The organism is Paracoccus aminovorans (assembly GCF_001546115.1).
GTDB classification, from domain to species: domain Bacteria; phylum Pseudomonadota; class Alphaproteobacteria; order Rhodobacterales; family Rhodobacteraceae; genus Paracoccus; species Paracoccus aminovorans_B.
In genome coordinates this window covers 285,319-300,761 of sequence record NZ_KQ955210.1, presented here as the reverse complement: position 1 = coordinate 300,761, position 15,443 = coordinate 285,319, and the positions used below count along the sequence as shown (strand labels likewise).

Here is a 15,443-nt window from a genome sequence, read left to right as displayed (position 1 = left end):
CTTTGGGAAACGGTGAAACTCAGGGGTCGAGCATCAGGTCCACCAGCTCGAAGCGGGTGACGTTGACCAGGCCCAGGTCCGAGATGCGCAGTTCCGGGATCACCACCAGCGCCAGCAGCGAGTGCTGCATATAGGCGTTGTTGAGCGTGCAGCCGCAATCCTGCATCGCCTGGACGATGGCCTGGGCGGCCTGGGCGACCTCCTCGGCCGGGCGGTCGGACATCAGCCCGGCAATGGGCAGGGCGACGCTGGCGAGCTCTTCCCCGTCCCGGAAGACGGTGACGCCGCCGCCGAGCGCACCGAGGTGGTTCGCAGCCGCGGCCATGGCCTGGCGGTCGGTGCCGACGACGATCATGTGATGGCTGTCATGCGCGACGGTCGAGGCGACCGCGACCCGGCCCCGGTAGCCGAAGCCCGTGACGAAGCCGTTGACCACGCCGCCGGTACCGCGGTGGCGTTCGACCAGCGCGATCTGGCAGGTCTCGCCCTGGCCCTCGATCACGCCGTCGCGGATCGGCAAGCTGGCCTCCAGCGCCCGGGTCGGGGCCTGGTTCTCGACCACGCCGATGACGCGGACGCGGGCGCTGTCGCCGCTCGCGCGGATTTCAAAGTCGCCGGCGGTCAGGGTCTTGCCGAGATGCACCGAGTTGCGGGCCGTCTTTGGCCAGTCGATGCGGGGGCAGTCGGCCAGCAGGCGGCCGTTCTCGGCCACGACCGCGCCCTGGGCGATCACCGTCTCGATGGGCAAGGTCGTGAGGTCGCTGGTCAGGATCAGGTCGGCCCGGCGGCCGGGGGTGATGCTGCCGAGTTCGCGTTCAAGGCCGAAGTGGCTCGCGGTATTGATCGTCGCCATCTGGATCGCCACCAGCGGGTCGCAACCGCAATCGACGGCATGGCGCACCACCCGGTTCATGTGACCGTCATGGACCAGCGTGCCGGAATGGCTGTCGTCGGTGCAGAGGATGAAGAAGCGTGGGTCGAGCCCCTTTTCGGTGATCGCGGTGATCTGGCTTGCTACATCGTACCAGGCCGAGCCCAGCCGCATCATGCAGCCCATGCCCTGGCGGACGCGGGCGATGCCCTGCTCTTCCGAGGTGGTCTCGTGGTCGTCGTTGGCGCCGCCGGCGACATAGGCGTGGAAGGGGCGGCCGAGGTCGGGGCTGGCGTAATGGCCGCCGACGGTCTTGCCCGCCGCGCGGGTCGCGGCGATCTCGGCCAGCATCTGACGGTCGCCCGCAGCGACGCCGGGGAAGTTCATCATCTCGCCCAAGGCCACGATGCCCTCCCATCCCATGGCCTGCGCCACCTCGCCCTCGGTGATGGGCTGGCCTGTGGTTTCCAGGCCGGGGGCCGAGGGCGCGCAGCTGGGCATCTGGGTGAACATGCTGATCGGCTGGATCAGCGATTCGTCGCGCATCAGCCGCACGCCTTCAAGGCCCAGCACATTGGCGATCTCGTGCGGGTCGTGGAAGATCGTCGTGGTGCCATGCGGGATCACCGCCGCCGCAAAGCCCGCCGGCGTCAGCATCCCCGACTCGACATGCATATGCGCGTCGATCAGGCCCGGGACCATGAAGCGGCCCGCCGCCTCAACCACCTGCGTGTCGGGGCCGATCGCGGGGCCGGCGTCGGGGCCGACATAGGCGACGCGACCGTCCGCCACCGCCACGTCGATGCCGGGGATCACCTCGCGCGTGTGGACGTTCACCCATTGCCCGCCGCGGATCACCAGATCGGCCGGGGCGCGGCCGGCCGCCACCTCGACCAGGCGGGGCTGGGATTCGGTCCATTGCTTCAGCATCGCTGTCTCCTTGTTCCTGGCCCCCAGATTGCGGCAGGGTGGCGCGGAAGGAAAGGCGGCGTGATGGAATGGAGCGGCGAGGCCAGCGTGATGACCGGCGCGAGGCATGGCGAGAACGCCGTGATCCTGACCGTGCTGACGCGCGAGGCGGGACTGATGCGCGGGCTGGTGCCGGGCGGCGCCAGCGCCAGGCGCGCGGCCATGCTGCAACCGGGCAACCGGGTCAGCCTGCGCTGGCGGGCGCGGCTCGAGGACCAGCTGGGCACCTTTGCCGTCGAGCCGGGCCGGGCGCGGCCGGGTCTGATCGCCGGGGCGGATGCGCTGGCCGGGGTCAATGCGGTGACGGCGCTGCTGGCCTGGGCCCTGCCCGAGCGCGACCCGCATCCCCGGCTGACGGATGCGACCGAGCTGCTGCTGGACCTGATGGATGCCGGCGCCGATTGGTCCGAGGACTATCTGCGCTGGGAAATGCGGCTGCTCGATGAGCTGGGTTTCGGCCTGGACCTGAGCCGCTGCGCCGTCACCGGCGCGCGCGAGGGGCTGGCCTATGTCAGCCCGCGCTCGGGCCGGGCGGTGTCGGCACAGGCGGCGGGCGACTGGGCGCCGCGGCTGTTGCCGCTGCCGGCGATGCTGGGCGGGCGCGGCAATGGCGGGCTGGCGGATGCCCTGGCGCTGACCGGGCATTTCCTGCATGCCCGGCTGGCCGAGGTCCATGCCGGCAGGCCGCTGCCCGCCGCCCGCGCCCGGCTGGTGGCGCGGCTTACGGGGTCACGACCTTCCAGCGAATGGTGACATCGGGTCCGGTCATGACCAGCGCGTCACCGTCGCGCCGCGCCTCGCGCACCGCGGCCAGCGCCTGGAAGAAAGCGTGCTCGCCGCCCTCTTGCAGGCAGGCGCGGCGGGTGGTCGCCAGCGTGCCCAGGTCCAGTGCCGGCAGCCTGGCCCGGTTGCGGCCGGTGAAGCTGTTGCAGGGACCCTGCCCCGAAACCGCGCCATCCTCGGCGATGCGCAGCGTCGGCACGCCCGAGACCGCGACCCCCTCGACCGCGATCAGCGCGTAATCGCCGGGGATGGCCGCATCGGTTTCGGCTTCCGTCACGCAGGCCGCCAGGGCCAGCGGCAGGGCAAGCAGGATTGTCCGCATGGTCCGTTCCTTTTTGCGAGGGGGCGCGCCGCCCGGTCACTTCTCCTTGCGATAGCCCGGCTCGTAGGTCAGGTAGGTCGGCCCCTTGATGGTCAGCACGCCGCCTTCATAGGAGATGCCGTTGGCGCCCGAGAGCGCCTGGAAATAGCGCGATTCCAGCTGACCGGCCTTGCCCGAGCAGGCCGCTTCCGTCCTGGTCAGCGCGCCCAGGGCAAAACCCGGCGGCTCTGCGGTCTGCGGCGCGGAATAGTGGTTGCAGGGCGCCTGGCCCGAGATCGAGCCGTCGGCCTCGATGGTCATGCCGACATTGCGCTGCGGCACCGTGTCCGAGCCGATGCCGACCAGCACATAGGGGCCGGTCGGCACGTTCGAGCCGGGGGTCGAAGGCGCGGTCGGCTCGCAGGCGGCAAGGCCCAGCGTGGCGGCAATCGCCGCGGAAATCAGGGGGATGCGGGTCATTGGCAGCTCCGGTTCTGTTGTTGCCGCCATAATGCCTGAACGGCCCCCGCTGTCCAGCAGGGGCCGGAATTTCATCCTAGTCCAGTAACCTGCGTGCAATAACCTGGGCCTGGATCTCGGCCGCGCCCTCGAAGATGTTGAGGATGCGGGCATCGCAAAGCACGCGGCTGATGGTGTATTCCAGCGCGAAGCCGTTGCCGCCGTGGATCTGCAGCGCGTTGTCGGCCGAGGCCCAGGCGACGCGGGCGCCCAAGAGCTTGGCCATGCCGGCCTCGAGGTCGCAGCGCCGGCCGTGGTCCTTTTCCCAGGCGCTGAAATAGGTCAGCTGGCGGGCGATCATGATCTCGACCGCCATCATGGCGAGCTTGTCGGCCACGCGGGGGAACTCGATCAGCGACTTGCCGAACTGCTTGCGGTCGATGGCATAGCGCATGCCGATCTCGGCCGCGCATTGCGCCACGCCGACGGCGCGGGCCGCGGTCTGAATCCGAGCCGATTCAAAGGTTTCCATCAGCTGCTTGAAGCCGCGTCCCGGCTCGCCGCCCAAGAGGTTCTCGCCTTTGATGCGGAAGCCGTCGAAGCCCAGCTCGTATTCCTTCATGCCGCGATAGCCCAGCACCTCGATCTCGCCGCCGGTCATGCCGGGGGTCGGGAAGGGGTCGTCGTCGGTGCCCGGGGTCTTTTCGGCCAGGAACATCGACAGACCGCGCCAGTCGGTGCTGTTCGGGTCGGTGCGGGCCAGCAGCGTCATCACATGGGTGCGCTGCGCATGGGTGATCCAGGTCTTGTTGCCGGTGACGACCCAGTCCTCGCCGTCCTTCACCGCGCGGGTGCGCAGCGACCCGAGGTCGCTGCCGGTGTTCGGCTCGGTGAAGACCGCCGTCGACAGAATTTCTCCCGAAGCCAGCGCCGGCAGCCATTTCGCCTTCTGCGCATCGGTGCCGCCGCAGAGAATCAGCTCGGCCGCGATCTCGCTGCGGGTGCCCAGCGAGCCGACGCCGATATAGCCGCGCGACAGCTCTTCGGTCACCACCACCATCGAGGCCTTGGACAGGCCGAGCCCGCCGAATTCCTCGGGAATGGTCAGGCCGAAGACGCCGAGTTCCGCCAGTTCCTCGATGATCTCCATCGGGATCAGCTGGTCCTTCAGGTGCCATTCATGGGCATTGGGGATGACGCGCTCCTCGGCATAGCGGCGGAACTGGTCGCGGATCATCTCCAGATCCTCGTCCAGGCCCGAGGCGCCGAAAGTGGCGCGGCCGTGGTTGTCCTGCATCAGCCGCACCAGCTCGGCCCGGGCGGCGGGGGTATTGCCGCGCATCAGCGCCCGCGCCGCGTCCCCCGGCGTCCAGTCGAGGCCGAGGTCCGAAAGCCGCGCGAACTCGGTCTGGCTCATCGGGATGCCGCCGGCGATCTGGGTCAGATATTCGCCCAGGCCGATCTGCAGGATCAGCGCCTCGGCCCGGCCCAGGGTGCCGGCCTCGGACAGGCGGCCGGCCCAGGCGGACAGCTGGCGGATCGATTCGACATAGGTGGTCAGCCAAGACAGGGCATGCGCGGCGTGCTGGTGTTCCTCCAGCAGGTCGGCCTGCGGCTTGCCGGCGGGGGCGACCAGCGCGCGCAGGGCCTCGGTCGCGCGGGATTGCAGGGCCTGAAGCTCGGGCACGGTCTTGGCGGCAAGCTCCAGCAGGGCGGCGGGCGTGTCGGCGGGCATCGCGGGCATGTCCTTCATGGCGGAATCCTTTTGCGGCGTCGCAGCATGACTAGCCGTTTCGCGGCCGCAGCGCAACTATCATGCGCACCGCAGCGCCACAACGAACGAAAATGACCCGCCTGCCTCGGACCTTCTTTGCTCCCCAAATACCCCGGGGGAACGCCGCAGGCGTGGGGGCAGAGCCCCCGTCCCGCTTGCATCCGCCGCCCCCTGCATTATGGCTGCCTCATGTTCGGACTGGACCCCTTTCACCTGGCACTCGCCATCGCCATCACGCTGTTTTCCGGCTTCGTGAAGGGCGCGATCGGCTTTGCCATGCCGATGATCATGCTTTCCGCGCTGGGGTCGTTCCTGACCGCGCAGCAGGCGGTGGCGGCGGTGATCCTGCCGGTGCTGCTGACCAACATCCGCCAGGCGCTGCGCCAAGGCTGGCGGCCGGCCGCGCAGGCGACCTGGGCCTATCGCTGGCACATCGGCATGGTGGTGCTGTTCATCCCGGTCAGCGCCTTTTTCGCGACCCGGGTGCCGCAATGGCTGATGTATGCGCTGATCGGCGTGCCGATCACGCTTTACGCGGGCTGGCAGCTGGCCGGCCGCAGCCTGGCGCTGCCGATCCACCACCGCCGCCGGGCCGAGATCGCGACCGGCATCATCGGCGGGCTGATCGGCGGCATCTCGGGCATCTGGGGGCCGCCGCTGATCGTGCTCCTGCTGTCGCTGCATGCGCCCAAGGCCGAACAGATGCGGGTGCAGGGCGTGGTGTTCTTCATCGGCGCCGTGGTGCTGACGGCGGCGCATCTGCAATCGGGGCTGCTGAACGCGCAGACGCTGCCCTTTTCCGCCGCGCTGGTGGTTCCGGCGATCATCGGCATGGGGCTGGGCTATCTGGCGCATGACCGGCTGGACGTGGTGCAGTTCCGGCGCTGGACGCTGGTCCTGCTGGTGCTGACCGGGCTGAACCTGATCCGCCGGGCGCTGGAACTGCTGGGGCCGCCGGTGTAACCCTGCCGCCAAGACAGGAGAGTGCCGATGCCAGACCCCGCCCGACTGACCGCCGAACTGATCCGCTGCCCCTCGGTCACGCCCGAGGAGGGTGGCGCGCTGGAGCTGCTGGCGCGCGTGCTGGCCGAAGCCGGTTTCGAATGCCACCGCACCGACCGCAACGGCGTGCCGAACCTGTTCGCGCGCTGGGGGGCCAGGGGCGTCCGGACCTTCGGCTTCAACGGCCATACCGACGTGGTGCCGCCGGGCGACCCGGCCAGCTGGACGCATCCGCCGTTTTCGGGGGCCGAGATCGACGGCTGGATCTGGGGCCGCGGCGCCACCGACATGAAATCCGGCGTCGCGGCCTTTGCCGCCGCCGCCATCGGCTTCGTGACCGAGACCCCGCCGGAGGGCGCCGTGATCCTGGCCATCACCGGCGACGAGGAAGGTCCCGGCCGCGACGGCACGCTGGCGCTTCTGGACTGGATGGCCGCCAACGGCGAGCGCATGGACGTCTGCATCGTCGGCGAGCCCTCGAACCCCGACCGCATGGGCGAGATGATCAAGATCGGCCGGCGCGGCTCGATGACCTTGCAGATCGAGGCCAGGGGCGTGCAGGGCCATGCCGCCTATCCGCATCGCGCGAAGAACCCGGTCCACGCCCTGCTCGGGCTGCTGCACGATCTTACCAGCCAGCCGCTGGACCAGGGCACGGCGCATTTCGACCCCTCGGGCCTGCAGGTCACGACCATCGACGTCGGCAACCCGGCCTCGAACGTGATCCCGGAAAAGGCGCGGGCGACGGTCAACATCCGCTTCAACGATGCGCATAGCGCGGCCAGCCTCGATGCGATGATCCGCAGCAAGGCCGAGGCAATCGCCCAGGCGACCGGCGTCGGCTTCAACATCGCGACCGATGTCTCGGGCGAAAGCTTCCTGACCGCGCCCGGCCCCTTCGTCGAGCTGGTCGCGGGCGTGGTGCGCGCGGAAACCGGGCTCGACCCGGTGCTCTCGACCTCGGGCGGCACCTCGGATGCGCGTTTCGTCAAGGATCACTGCCCGGTGCTTGAATTCGGCCTGGTCGGCCATTTCATGCATCAGGTGGACGAGCGCGTCCCGGCCGAGCAGGTGCGCCAGCTGTCGCGCATCTATCGCCGCATCCTGGAGCAGTATTTCGCATGATCGAGGAAACCACCGACCTGGACACCTGCCGCGCCATCCGCCGCGCGGTCTTCGTCGTCGAGCAGGCCGTGCCCGAGGCCGAGGAATGGGACGGCCGCGATGGCGAGGCGATCCACCTGCTGGCCCGCGACGCAACCGGCGCGGCCATCGGCACCGCCCGCATCCTGACCGAAGGGCAGACCGGCAAGATCGGCCGCGTCGCCGTGCTGGCATCGGCGCGCGGCACCGGGGCGGGCGCGGCGCTGATCCGCGCGGCGCTCGCGCGGCTGCGCGCCATGCCGGGCATCAGTCGCGCCAAGCTGGGCGCCCAGACCCATGCCATCGGATTCTACGAAAAGCTGGGCTTCGCCGCCTATGGGCCGGAATATGACGATGCCGGCATCCCGCATCGCGACATGGCGCTGGAGCTTTGATGATCCGCCCGGAGCTGGCCGAAAAGCTGCGCCCCTGGGCCGAGACCGGCGCGGCGCTGGCCGCCACCGGCTTCGGGCTTTGGGTGTTCTCGCTGGGCGGCTGGCTGTTCTGGCCGCTGGGCGGGCTGATCGCCGCCGCCGCGGCCGCCTGGGCGCTGGATGCGCGCCGGCGCATGCGCTTTCGCCATGACGGGCTGGGCCCCGGCATGGTCGAACTGGACGAGGGCGCGATTCGCTACCTGTCGCCGAACCGGCTGCTGGGCGGCGAGATCGGCCTGCGCGAACTGACCGAGATCCGGCTCATGCGCCTCAACGGTCGCAGCCACTGGCGGCTGAAAAGCGTCGCGGGCGAGGCGCTGCTGGTTCCCGTCGATGCGCGCGGCGCGGAATTCCTGGCCGGCGCCTTCGCCACCCTGCCCGGCATCGACATGGGCCGCGTGGCCGCCGCCCTGGCGCCCGGGGCGCCGACGATTCAGACCGTTTGGACCAGGCCCGCGCGCGCCGCCTTGACTTGAGCCCCGGGCCTTGCCACCTGTGGCGGGCAAGGCAGAAGAAAGGCCACCGATGTCCATTCCCCAACAGGGCGGCGGCCCGATCGAGCGTCCCGAACAGCTGGCCGAATATCTCGCCTCGGGCGAGAAGCCGCGCGACGCCTGGCGCATCGGCACCGAGCACGAGAAATTCGGCTATCGCCATGCCGACCTGATGCCCCTGCCCTATGAGGCGCCCGCGGGCCAGCCCTCGGTCAAGGCCATGCTGGAGGGCCTGCGCGACCGCTTCGGCTGGACCCCGGTGCTGGAGGCCGGCCATATCATCGGGCTGGAGCGCGACGGCGCCAATGTCAGCCTGGAGCCGGGCGGACAGCTTGAACTCTCGGGCGCGCCGCTGGAGACCATCCACCAGACCTGCGACGAGGTGAACAGCCACCTTTCCGAGGTGCGCGAGATCGCCGACAAGCTGGGCGCTGGCTTCATCGGCCTGGGCGCGGCGCCGATCTGGACCCAGGACCAGATGCCGATGATGCCAAAAGGCCGCTATCGGCTGATGACCGATTACATGGGCCGCGTCGGCACGCTGGGCACGCAGATGATGTATCGCACCTGCACGGTGCAGGTGAATCTCGACTTCGCCAGCGAAGCCGACATGGTGAAGAAGCTGCGCGTGGCGCTGGCCTTGCAGCCGGTCGCCAATGCGCTGTTCGCGAATTCGCCCTTCCTCGACGGCAAGCCGAACGGCTGGAAAAGCTGGCGCGCGCATATCTGGCAGAACCTCGACGCGGCGCGGACCGGCATGCTGCCCTTCGCCTTCGAGGATGGCATGGGCTATGAGCGTTGGGTCGACTACGTGCTCGATGTGCCGATGTATTTCGTCTATCGCGACGGCAAATACATCGACGCGCTGGGTCAGAGCTTCCGCGATTTCCTCAAGGGCAAGCTGCCGGCGCTGCCGGGCGAGGTGCCGACGCTGTCCGACTGGGCCGACCACCTGACCACGGTCTTCCCCGAGGCGCGGGTCAAGAAATTCATCGAGATGCGCGGCGCCGACGGCGGCCCCTGGCGGCGGCTCTGCGCCCTGCCCGCCTTCTGGGTCGGGCTGGTCTATGACGACGCGGCGCTGGACGCGGCCTGGGATCTGGTCAAGGGCTGGGACGCCGAGACACGCGAAAGCTGGCGGCGCGAGGCCGGGCTCAAGGCGCTGGACGGCGCGGTCGGCGGCACCCGGATGCGCGATCTGGCGCGCGAGGTGCTGGCGATTTCCGAAGCCGGGCTGAAGGCGCGGGCGCGTCCCGGGGCGGGCGGGCTGGTTCCGGACGAGACGCATTTCCTGAACGCACTCAAGGAAAGCGTCGAGACCGGCAAGGTGCCGGCCGACGAGATGCTGGAGAAATATCACGGCGAATGGCAGGGCGACCTGTCGCGGATCTACGCCGAATATTCCTATTGAAAGCAAAGGGCCGGAGTAATCCCCGGCCCTTTTTCCGATGTCAGTTCTGGGTGGCGGGCGGCTGGTTGCGGCCGGCCATGAACTGGTCGAACTCGGCCTTGTCCTTGGCCTCGCGCAGCTTCTGCAGGAAGTCCAGGAACTCCCGGTGCTCGTCCTCGAGCCGCTTCAGCGTTTCCTCGCGATAGGCGTCGAAGGCATAGTTGCCGGTCGGCTGCGCGAAATCGCGCCCGAAGCCGCGACGGTGGTGGTGGTGATGATGGCGGTGGCGGCAGGAAAACATGCGTTTGCTCCAGATCATGTAGCCGAGGATGGCGAGGCCCACGGGCCAGCAGGCGATGAAGCCCAGGATCATGGCGGCGATCCAGGCCACCTTTCCGCGTTCGTCCAGCCAGTCCCGGATGCCTGCCAGCGCAGCGCCGATCCGGTCCACGACGGAGGGGCACGGGGCGATTTCAGTGTTCATTGCGGTCCCTTTCCGATGTGAATGTTAATCACATTTACATAGATGGAGCGCCGCAAGCGGGGTTCAAGTCCGCATCGGGAAAAAGTCAGTCCGGGATGATGCCCAGGCCGCGCAGATAGATCAGCGCGCCACTTTCCAGCATGTCGGCGGGGGCGATGGGCGAGCGCGCGCCGGGCTTGCCGCGGCCGAAGAGCTCGACGACGCCATGGCTCAGCGCCCAGATGTGGTCGGCGATCATGCCGGCGGGCGGGCGCGGGCCGGGCCGGGCGACGAAAAGCGACTCGGCGCCGCGCACCAGCACGCCGCGCGCCCGCTCGGAGGCCTGCTGCAAGGCGGAATTGCCGGCGATCGAGATGCCGGATTCGAACATGGCGATGTAGAAGCCGCGCCGCTCGGCCGCGAAGGCCAGATAGGCCTGGCCCATGCGCAGGAAGGCGGTCAGCGGCCGCGGCCGGCCATCGTCGAAGGCGGCTTCCAGCCGGTCGGCGAATTCCTCGAAACCCTGGCGGGCGACCTCTTCCAGCAATTCGTCGCGCCCGGCGAAATGGCGATAGGGCGCGGCGGCGCTGACGCCGGCCAGGCGGGCGGCCTCGGCCAGGGTAAAGCCCTGCGGGCCGCTGTCCTCGATCAGCTTGACCGTGGCCTCGACCAGCGCCTGGCGCAGATTGCCGTGGTGATAGGAGGAACGGGCCATGACCGGCCCTTACATGCCTTCGCCGAAATAGTCCCCGACCAGCGCACTCAGCGCATCGGCCAGTTCGGCCGCCTCCGCCCCCTTGGTGGTGACGCGGATGGTGCTGCCGCGCGGCGCGGTCAGCATCAGCAGGCCCATGATCGAATCGCCCGACACGCTCAGCCCGTCCTTTTCCACGGTGGCTTGGGCATCGAAACGCTCGACCGTCTCGACAAACTTGGCGCTGGCCCGCGCATGCAGGCCCTTTTCGTTGATGATCGCCAGCTCGCGGGTGACGGCCCCGTTGGTCAGGTCATTCATGAGGCGGCGCGGCTCGGCACAGGGATCACATCGGCAGGCAGGACATCATAGCTGTTGATGTACTTGCGCCCGGCGTCCTTGGCCAGCGTTACCGCATCCGCCACCGACAATTTGCGCGACTTGGCCAGCTTGACCAGCATCGGCAGGTTCGCGCCGTACAGGATCGAGCGGTTGCGCGCCGCGCAGGCCATCAGCGACAGGTTCGAGGGCGAGCCGCCGAACAGGTCCGTCACCACCACCACGCCGTCGCCGGCATCCACCGAATCGGCGGCCGCGCAGATTTCGGCCTGCTTCTGGCCACGATCGTGGTTCTCCTCGATCGTTACGGCCCGGATGCCGGTCTGCGGTCCCACCACATGCTCGACCGCCGAGAGATATTCCCGCGCAAGGCCGCCATGCGCCACGATGACAATCCCGATCAATTCGCTCCACCACGCATCAGCCGCCAAAACCCGCGCCCGTGCTGTGCGAGAGGCCAATCAGGCCATCATCACCAGGTGCCGGCGCCTTCTCGCGGCGTTCAAGTTCCCGATGTCTAATTGACACTTGCCAACCTGCTTTCGCAAGCGCATCAGCCATTTTTTCCGCCATTGTGACGGAACGGTGTTGCCCTCCGGTACAACCGAAGCCGATGGCCAGATGGGCCTTACCCTCTTCTAGATGGGCCGGAAGGGTAAAAAGCACAAGATCCAGCACCCGTTCGAAGAAGGGCGCGAATCGCGGATCCGACGCAACGTAACCCTGCACGGCACTGTCGCGGCCGTCCAATGGGCGCAGCGCCGGCTCCCAATGCGGATTGGCGAGGAAGCGGCAGTCGAACATCACGTCCACCCCGCGCGGCACCCCGCGCTTATAGGAAAACGACTGCACCGAGACCGCCAGCCGCCGCCCCTGTTCGGCATCGAACCAACGCGACAGTTCCGCCTTCAGATCATGCGGCGAGAGTTCCGAGGTATCGACCAGCACATCGGCCCGGGCGCGGATCGGCGCCAGCATGTCGCGCTCGGCCCGGATGGCGTCCAGGGGCGAGGCTTCGCCCCGCAAAGGATGGCGGCGGCGGGTTTCATTGAACCGTCGCAAAAGCTGCTCGGTGGTGCAGTCCAGGAACAGCACCTCGGGCGCATATGCCGGCAGCCGGGTCAGCTTGTCGATCAGCTCGATCAGGTTCGCGACCGAGAAATCGCGGTTGCGCACGTCCAGCCCCAGCGCCAGCGGCACCGGGCGCGGCGGCCCGTCCAGAAGCCGCGGGATCAGCGACAAGGGCAGGTTGTCGATGGCCTCATAGCCCAGGTCCTCGAGCACGTTGATCGCGGTCGAGCGTCCCGCCCCGGACGGCCCGGTGATCAGGACCAGCCGCTGCGCGCCTTCGTCGCGGCCATCCTTTTCCTGGCTGTCGAGATCGTCCATCGCCTCCGGCCCTTGATTCAGCTGTCGCGCAACTCCGTGTCCGCCCTACCGGAATCAAGATATTGCAAGAGCATTGACGCAAGATGAACGCGGCCGGCGCCAAGGACAAGGGGCAGGTCGCTGTCGAAAAGGCCAAAGCGGCGGTCGGGCGGCAGCCGCTCGGGTTCGGCCTGGTCCAGATCGACCGCCAGCGCCAACTTCACCGGCCCATGCGCGCGGGCGCGCAGGATGCCGACGCCGCGCGCCTCGATCAGCCCGCGCAGCGAATCAGGCGCATCGGCGATGATCGCGCCGGCCTCATACCGCAGCGCCGTGCGGTCATCCGCGACCAGCGCCGCGCCGAGCGCCATCATTTCAAGCGCCAAGCCGGATTTGCCTGCGCCGGAGGCACCGAGGATCAGCAGTCCCCGGCCCCGATGCGCGACGCAGGATGCATGCAGGATCATGGTCACCTCCCCTTGATACGGCCTCGAATCGCTCCACCCAAAGGTTGAGGCTGCCGCTCTTTGTGACGAAATCCCGACGGCAAAGCCATGTCCGGGCGACTGATAGCGATAAACCATCCTGGTAGCGCTAAACCTGACGATATGTGCGCTTTCCCCGGGAAAAGGGCGTGTTATAGGACGCGCAACGGCCGGTTGTCGGCCCGGAATCTTGCAGGAGCCAAGCTGTCATGAGCGAACCGCGCGTCAATCCGAACTGCCGTCTGGAAGACCAGGGAATCACCGGGCTCGGCCAAGTTCACTACAACCTGCTTGAACCGGCGCTGATCGAGGCCGCCATCCAGCGCGGCGAAGGCAAGCTGGGCCTGGGCGGGACTTTCCTGACCACCACCGGCGTCCATACCGGCCGCTCGCCCAAGGACAAGCATGTCGTGCGCACGCCCGGCGTGGAAAACGCCATCTGGTGGGAAAACAACCGGCCGATGGCGCCCGAGGCTTTCGACCGCCTGCACGCCGACATGCTGGCCCACATGAAGGGCCGCGACTATTTCGTCCAGGATCTCTACGGCGGTGCGGACCCGGCGCTGCGGCTGGACGTGCGCGTGGTGACGGAACTGGCCTGGCACGGGCTTTTCATCCGCAACCTGCTGCGCCGTCCCGAGGCGGCCGAGCTGGCCAGCTTCGTGCCCGAGTTCACCATCATCAACTGCCCGAGCTTCAAGGCCGACCCGGAACGCCACGGCTGCCGGACCGAGACGGTGATCGCGCTGAACTTCGAGAAGAAGCTGATCCTGATCGGCAACACCGCCTATGCCGGCGAGAACAAGAAGTCGGTCTTCACGCTGCTGAACTACATCCTGCCGGAAAAAGGCGTGATGCCGATGCATTGCTCGGCCAACCACGCCATCGGCAATCCGGACGACGCCGCGATCTTCTTCGGCCTGTCGGGCACCGGCAAGACCACGCTTTCGGCCGATCCCTCGCGCACGCTGATCGGCGATGACGAGCACGGCTGGTCGGACAACGGCATCTTCAACTTCGAGGGCGGCTGCTACGCCAAGACCATCAACCTGTCGGCCGAGGCCGAGCCCGAGATCCACGCCACCTGCTACAAGTTCGGCACCGTGATCGAGAACATGGTCTTCGATCCCGACACGCTGGAGCTGGATTTCGAGGACAACTCGATCACCGACAACATGCGCTGTGCCTATCCGCTGGAGCAGATCTCGAACGCCTCGCCCTCCTCGCTGGGCGGCATGCCGAAGAACGTCATCATGCTGACCTGCGACGCCTATGGCGTGCTGCCGCCGATCGCGCGGCTGACCCCGGCGCAGGCGATGTATCACTTCCTGTCGGGCTTCACCTCGAAGACGCCGGGCACCGAAGTGGGCGTGACCGAGCCGACGCCGACCTTCTCGACCTGCTTCGGTGCGCCCTTCATGCCGCGCCGGCCGGAAGTCTATGGCAAGCTCCTGCAGGAAAAGATCGCCGCCACCGGCGCGCATTGCTGGCTGGTCAATACCGGCTGGACCGGCGGCGCCTTCGGCACCGGAAAGCGCATGCCGATCAAGGCGACCCGCGCCCTGCTGACCGCGGCGCTGGACGGTTCGCTGAACGGCGTGCAGTTCCGCAAGGATCCGAACTTCGGCTTCGAGGTTCCGGTCTCGGTCCCCGGCGTCGAGGACAAGCTGCTGGACCCGCGCCAGACCTGGGCCGATCCGGCCGCCTATGACGCCCAGGCCCAGAAGCTGGTCGGCATGTTCAGCGACAATTTCGCGCAATATGCCGACAAGATCGACGAGGACGTGCGCGCCGCCGCCATCGGCTGAGGCATGGGGGCGCTGCCCCCGCCCCTGCGGGGCTCCCCCGGGGTATTTCTGGAACAAAGAAACACGGGCGGTCGCGAGGCCGCCCGTGTTTCATAGCGCGGCTTGCCAGTCGCGCACGGCTTGCAGCGGCCAGATCAGCATCAGCACGTTCAGCGTAAGCCCGTCGCGGATCAGCCAGGTGGTCAGGATCTCGAACCCCAGGGCAAGGGCGACCGAGGCCCAGACCGGCAGGCGGCTGGCCAGGACGAAGCCCACAATCATCGCCAGGATGTCGCTGACCGAGTTCAGCACGCTGTCGCCGTAATAATCGAGCGAGATGGTCACGGCGCGGTAACGCTCGATGATGGCATCGGAGTTTTCGACGATTTCCCACAGCGACTCGACCAGCGTGGCGATGGCCAGGCGCCAGCCGAAGGACATGCGCCGGGCGACAAGCCACAGCGCGGCATAGAACAGGACGCCGTGGATCAGGTGCGAGGGCGTATACCAGTCGGAAATGTGCTGCGAGTTTTCCGAGCTGACGGTCTTGCCGTGCCAGAGCTTGACATGGCCGCAGGTGCAGATCGGCTCGCGGCCGATCCACAGCAGCCATGCGGCGGCAAGCGCCAGGATCAGCGCCGTCAGGACATAGGGCAGCAGCCGCTGCAACCGGTTGTCGGGCATGGG

18 protein-coding genes are annotated in these 15,443 nt (G+C 68.1%); 7 read left to right on the top strand and 11 right to left on the bottom strand.

Annotated features, from left to right (window positions below):
- Nucleotides 1-19: 19 nt before the first annotated feature.
- Complete coding sequence (gene ade / locus ASV56_RS19295) at nucleotides 20-1,801, bottom strand: adenine deaminase (RefSeq protein ID WP_062563608.1); 1,782 nt, start codon at nucleotides 1,799-1,801, stop codon at nucleotides 20-22.
- A gap of 63 nt (nucleotides 1,802-1,864) precedes the next feature.
- Here ade and recO point away from each other — a divergent pair, with 63 nt between their 5' ends.
- The gene (gene recO, locus ASV56_RS19290; RefSeq protein WP_062563607.1) at nucleotides 1,865-2,593 is read left to right on the top strand and encodes a DNA repair protein RecO; all 729 of its coding nucleotides are present in this window, start codon (nucleotides 1,865-1,867) and stop codon (nucleotides 2,591-2,593) included.
- Here the strand turns inward: recO and ASV56_RS19285 are convergent.
- The 3 genes from ASV56_RS19285 to ASV56_RS19275 form a co-directional block, all read right to left on the bottom strand.
- Nucleotides 2,562-2,945, bottom strand: a complete 384-nt coding sequence (locus ASV56_RS19285; RefSeq protein ID WP_062563606.1) for an META domain-containing protein — start codon at nucleotides 2,943-2,945, stop codon at nucleotides 2,562-2,564. The two genes, recO and ASV56_RS19285, sit on opposite strands and share 32 nt — an antisense overlap.
- A gap of 36 nt (nucleotides 2,946-2,981) precedes the next feature.
- Entirely contained in the window at nucleotides 2,982-3,404 is a 423-nt protein-coding gene (locus ASV56_RS19280) for an META domain-containing protein (RefSeq protein WP_062563605.1), read from the bottom strand.
- 76 nt (nucleotides 3,405-3,480) lie between these two features.
- Nucleotides 3,481-5,136: an acyl-CoA dehydrogenase family protein gene (locus tag ASV56_RS19275; protein WP_062563604.1), complete on the bottom strand. Its 1,656-nt coding sequence runs from the start codon at nucleotides 5,134-5,136 to the stop codon at nucleotides 3,481-3,483.
- A 210-nt stretch (nucleotides 5,137-5,346) separates the two neighbouring features.
- Between ASV56_RS19275 and ASV56_RS19270 the strand changes: the two genes are divergently transcribed.
- From ASV56_RS19270 to ASV56_RS19250, 5 genes are read left to right on the top strand one after another with little or no spacing between them, the layout of a single operon-like run.
- Entirely contained in the window at nucleotides 5,347-6,120 is a 774-nt protein-coding gene (locus ASV56_RS19270) for a sulfite exporter TauE/SafE family protein (RefSeq protein ID WP_062563603.1), read from the top strand.
- Nucleotides 6,121-6,147: 27 nt separating this feature from the next.
- Nucleotides 6,148-7,284 carry a succinyl-diaminopimelate desuccinylase gene (gene dapE, locus ASV56_RS19265; protein ID WP_062563602.1) on the top strand — a complete coding sequence of 379 codons (1,137 nt, stop codon included), beginning with the start codon at nucleotides 6,148-6,150 and terminating at the stop codon, nucleotides 7,282-7,284.
- Nucleotides 7,281-7,697 (top strand): GNAT family N-acetyltransferase, encoded by a 417-nt coding sequence (locus tag ASV56_RS19260; protein ID WP_062563601.1) that lies wholly within the window; start codon nucleotides 7,281-7,283, stop codon nucleotides 7,695-7,697. The genes dapE and ASV56_RS19260 overlap by 4 nt, the downstream gene beginning before the upstream one ends.
- Complete coding sequence (locus tag ASV56_RS19255) at nucleotides 7,697-8,212, top strand: hypothetical protein (protein ID WP_062563600.1); 516 nt, start codon at nucleotides 7,697-7,699, stop codon at nucleotides 8,210-8,212. Before ASV56_RS19260 ends, ASV56_RS19255 begins: the two co-directional genes overlap by 1 nt.
- A 49-nt stretch (nucleotides 8,213-8,261) precedes the next feature.
- Complete coding sequence (locus tag ASV56_RS19250) at nucleotides 8,262-9,641, top strand: glutamate--cysteine ligase (RefSeq protein ID WP_062563599.1); 1,380 nt, start codon at nucleotides 8,262-8,264, stop codon at nucleotides 9,639-9,641.
- A gap of 40 nt (nucleotides 9,642-9,681) precedes the next feature.
- Here the strand turns inward: ASV56_RS19250 and ASV56_RS19245 are convergent, their stop codons facing one another.
- From ASV56_RS19245 to ASV56_RS19220, 6 genes are all read right to left on the bottom strand, one after another.
- The gene (locus ASV56_RS19245; RefSeq protein ID WP_062563598.1) at nucleotides 9,682-10,104 is read right to left on the bottom strand and encodes a DUF2852 domain-containing protein; all 423 of its coding nucleotides are present in this window, start codon (nucleotides 10,102-10,104) and stop codon (nucleotides 9,682-9,684) included.
- A gap of 85 nt (nucleotides 10,105-10,189) precedes the next feature.
- Nucleotides 10,190-10,798 carry a TetR/AcrR family transcriptional regulator gene (locus tag ASV56_RS19240; protein WP_062563597.1) on the bottom strand — a complete coding sequence of 203 codons (609 nt, stop codon included), beginning with the start codon at nucleotides 10,796-10,798 and terminating at the stop codon, nucleotides 10,190-10,192.
- Nucleotides 10,799-10,807: 9 nt separating this feature from the next.
- Nucleotides 10,808-11,098 (bottom strand): HPr family phosphocarrier protein, encoded by a 291-nt coding sequence (locus ASV56_RS19235; RefSeq protein ID WP_062563596.1) that lies wholly within the window; start codon nucleotides 11,096-11,098, stop codon nucleotides 10,808-10,810.
- Entirely contained in the window at nucleotides 11,095-11,520 is a 426-nt protein-coding gene (locus ASV56_RS19230; RefSeq protein ID WP_062563595.1) for a PTS sugar transporter subunit IIA, read from the bottom strand. Before ASV56_RS19230 ends, ASV56_RS19235 begins: the two co-directional genes overlap by 4 nt.
- A 16-nt stretch (nucleotides 11,521-11,536) precedes the next feature.
- Nucleotides 11,537-12,505 (bottom strand): RNase adapter RapZ, encoded by a 969-nt coding sequence (gene rapZ, locus ASV56_RS19225; protein WP_062563594.1) that lies wholly within the window; start codon nucleotides 12,503-12,505, stop codon nucleotides 11,537-11,539.
- Nucleotides 12,506-12,522: 17 nt separating this feature from the next.
- Entirely contained in the window at nucleotides 12,523-12,951 is a 429-nt protein-coding gene (locus ASV56_RS19220; RefSeq protein WP_062563593.1) for an HPr kinase/phosphorylase, read from the bottom strand.
- 227 nt (nucleotides 12,952-13,178) lie between these two features.
- On the opposite strand from ASV56_RS19220, the gene ASV56_RS19215 reads away from it, so the two are divergent.
- Nucleotides 13,179-14,777: a phosphoenolpyruvate carboxykinase gene (locus ASV56_RS19215; protein WP_062563592.1), complete on the top strand. Its 1,599-nt coding sequence runs from the start codon at nucleotides 13,179-13,181 to the stop codon at nucleotides 14,775-14,777.
- A gap of 90 nt (nucleotides 14,778-14,867) precedes the next feature.
- On the opposite strand, the gene ASV56_RS19210 is transcribed toward ASV56_RS19215, so the two are convergent.
- Nucleotides 14,868-15,440 carry a DUF2585 domain-containing protein gene (locus tag ASV56_RS19210; RefSeq protein WP_062563591.1) on the bottom strand — a complete coding sequence of 191 codons (573 nt, stop codon included), beginning with the start codon at nucleotides 15,438-15,440 and terminating at the stop codon, nucleotides 14,868-14,870.
- Nucleotides 15,441-15,443: the final 3 nt, after the last annotated feature.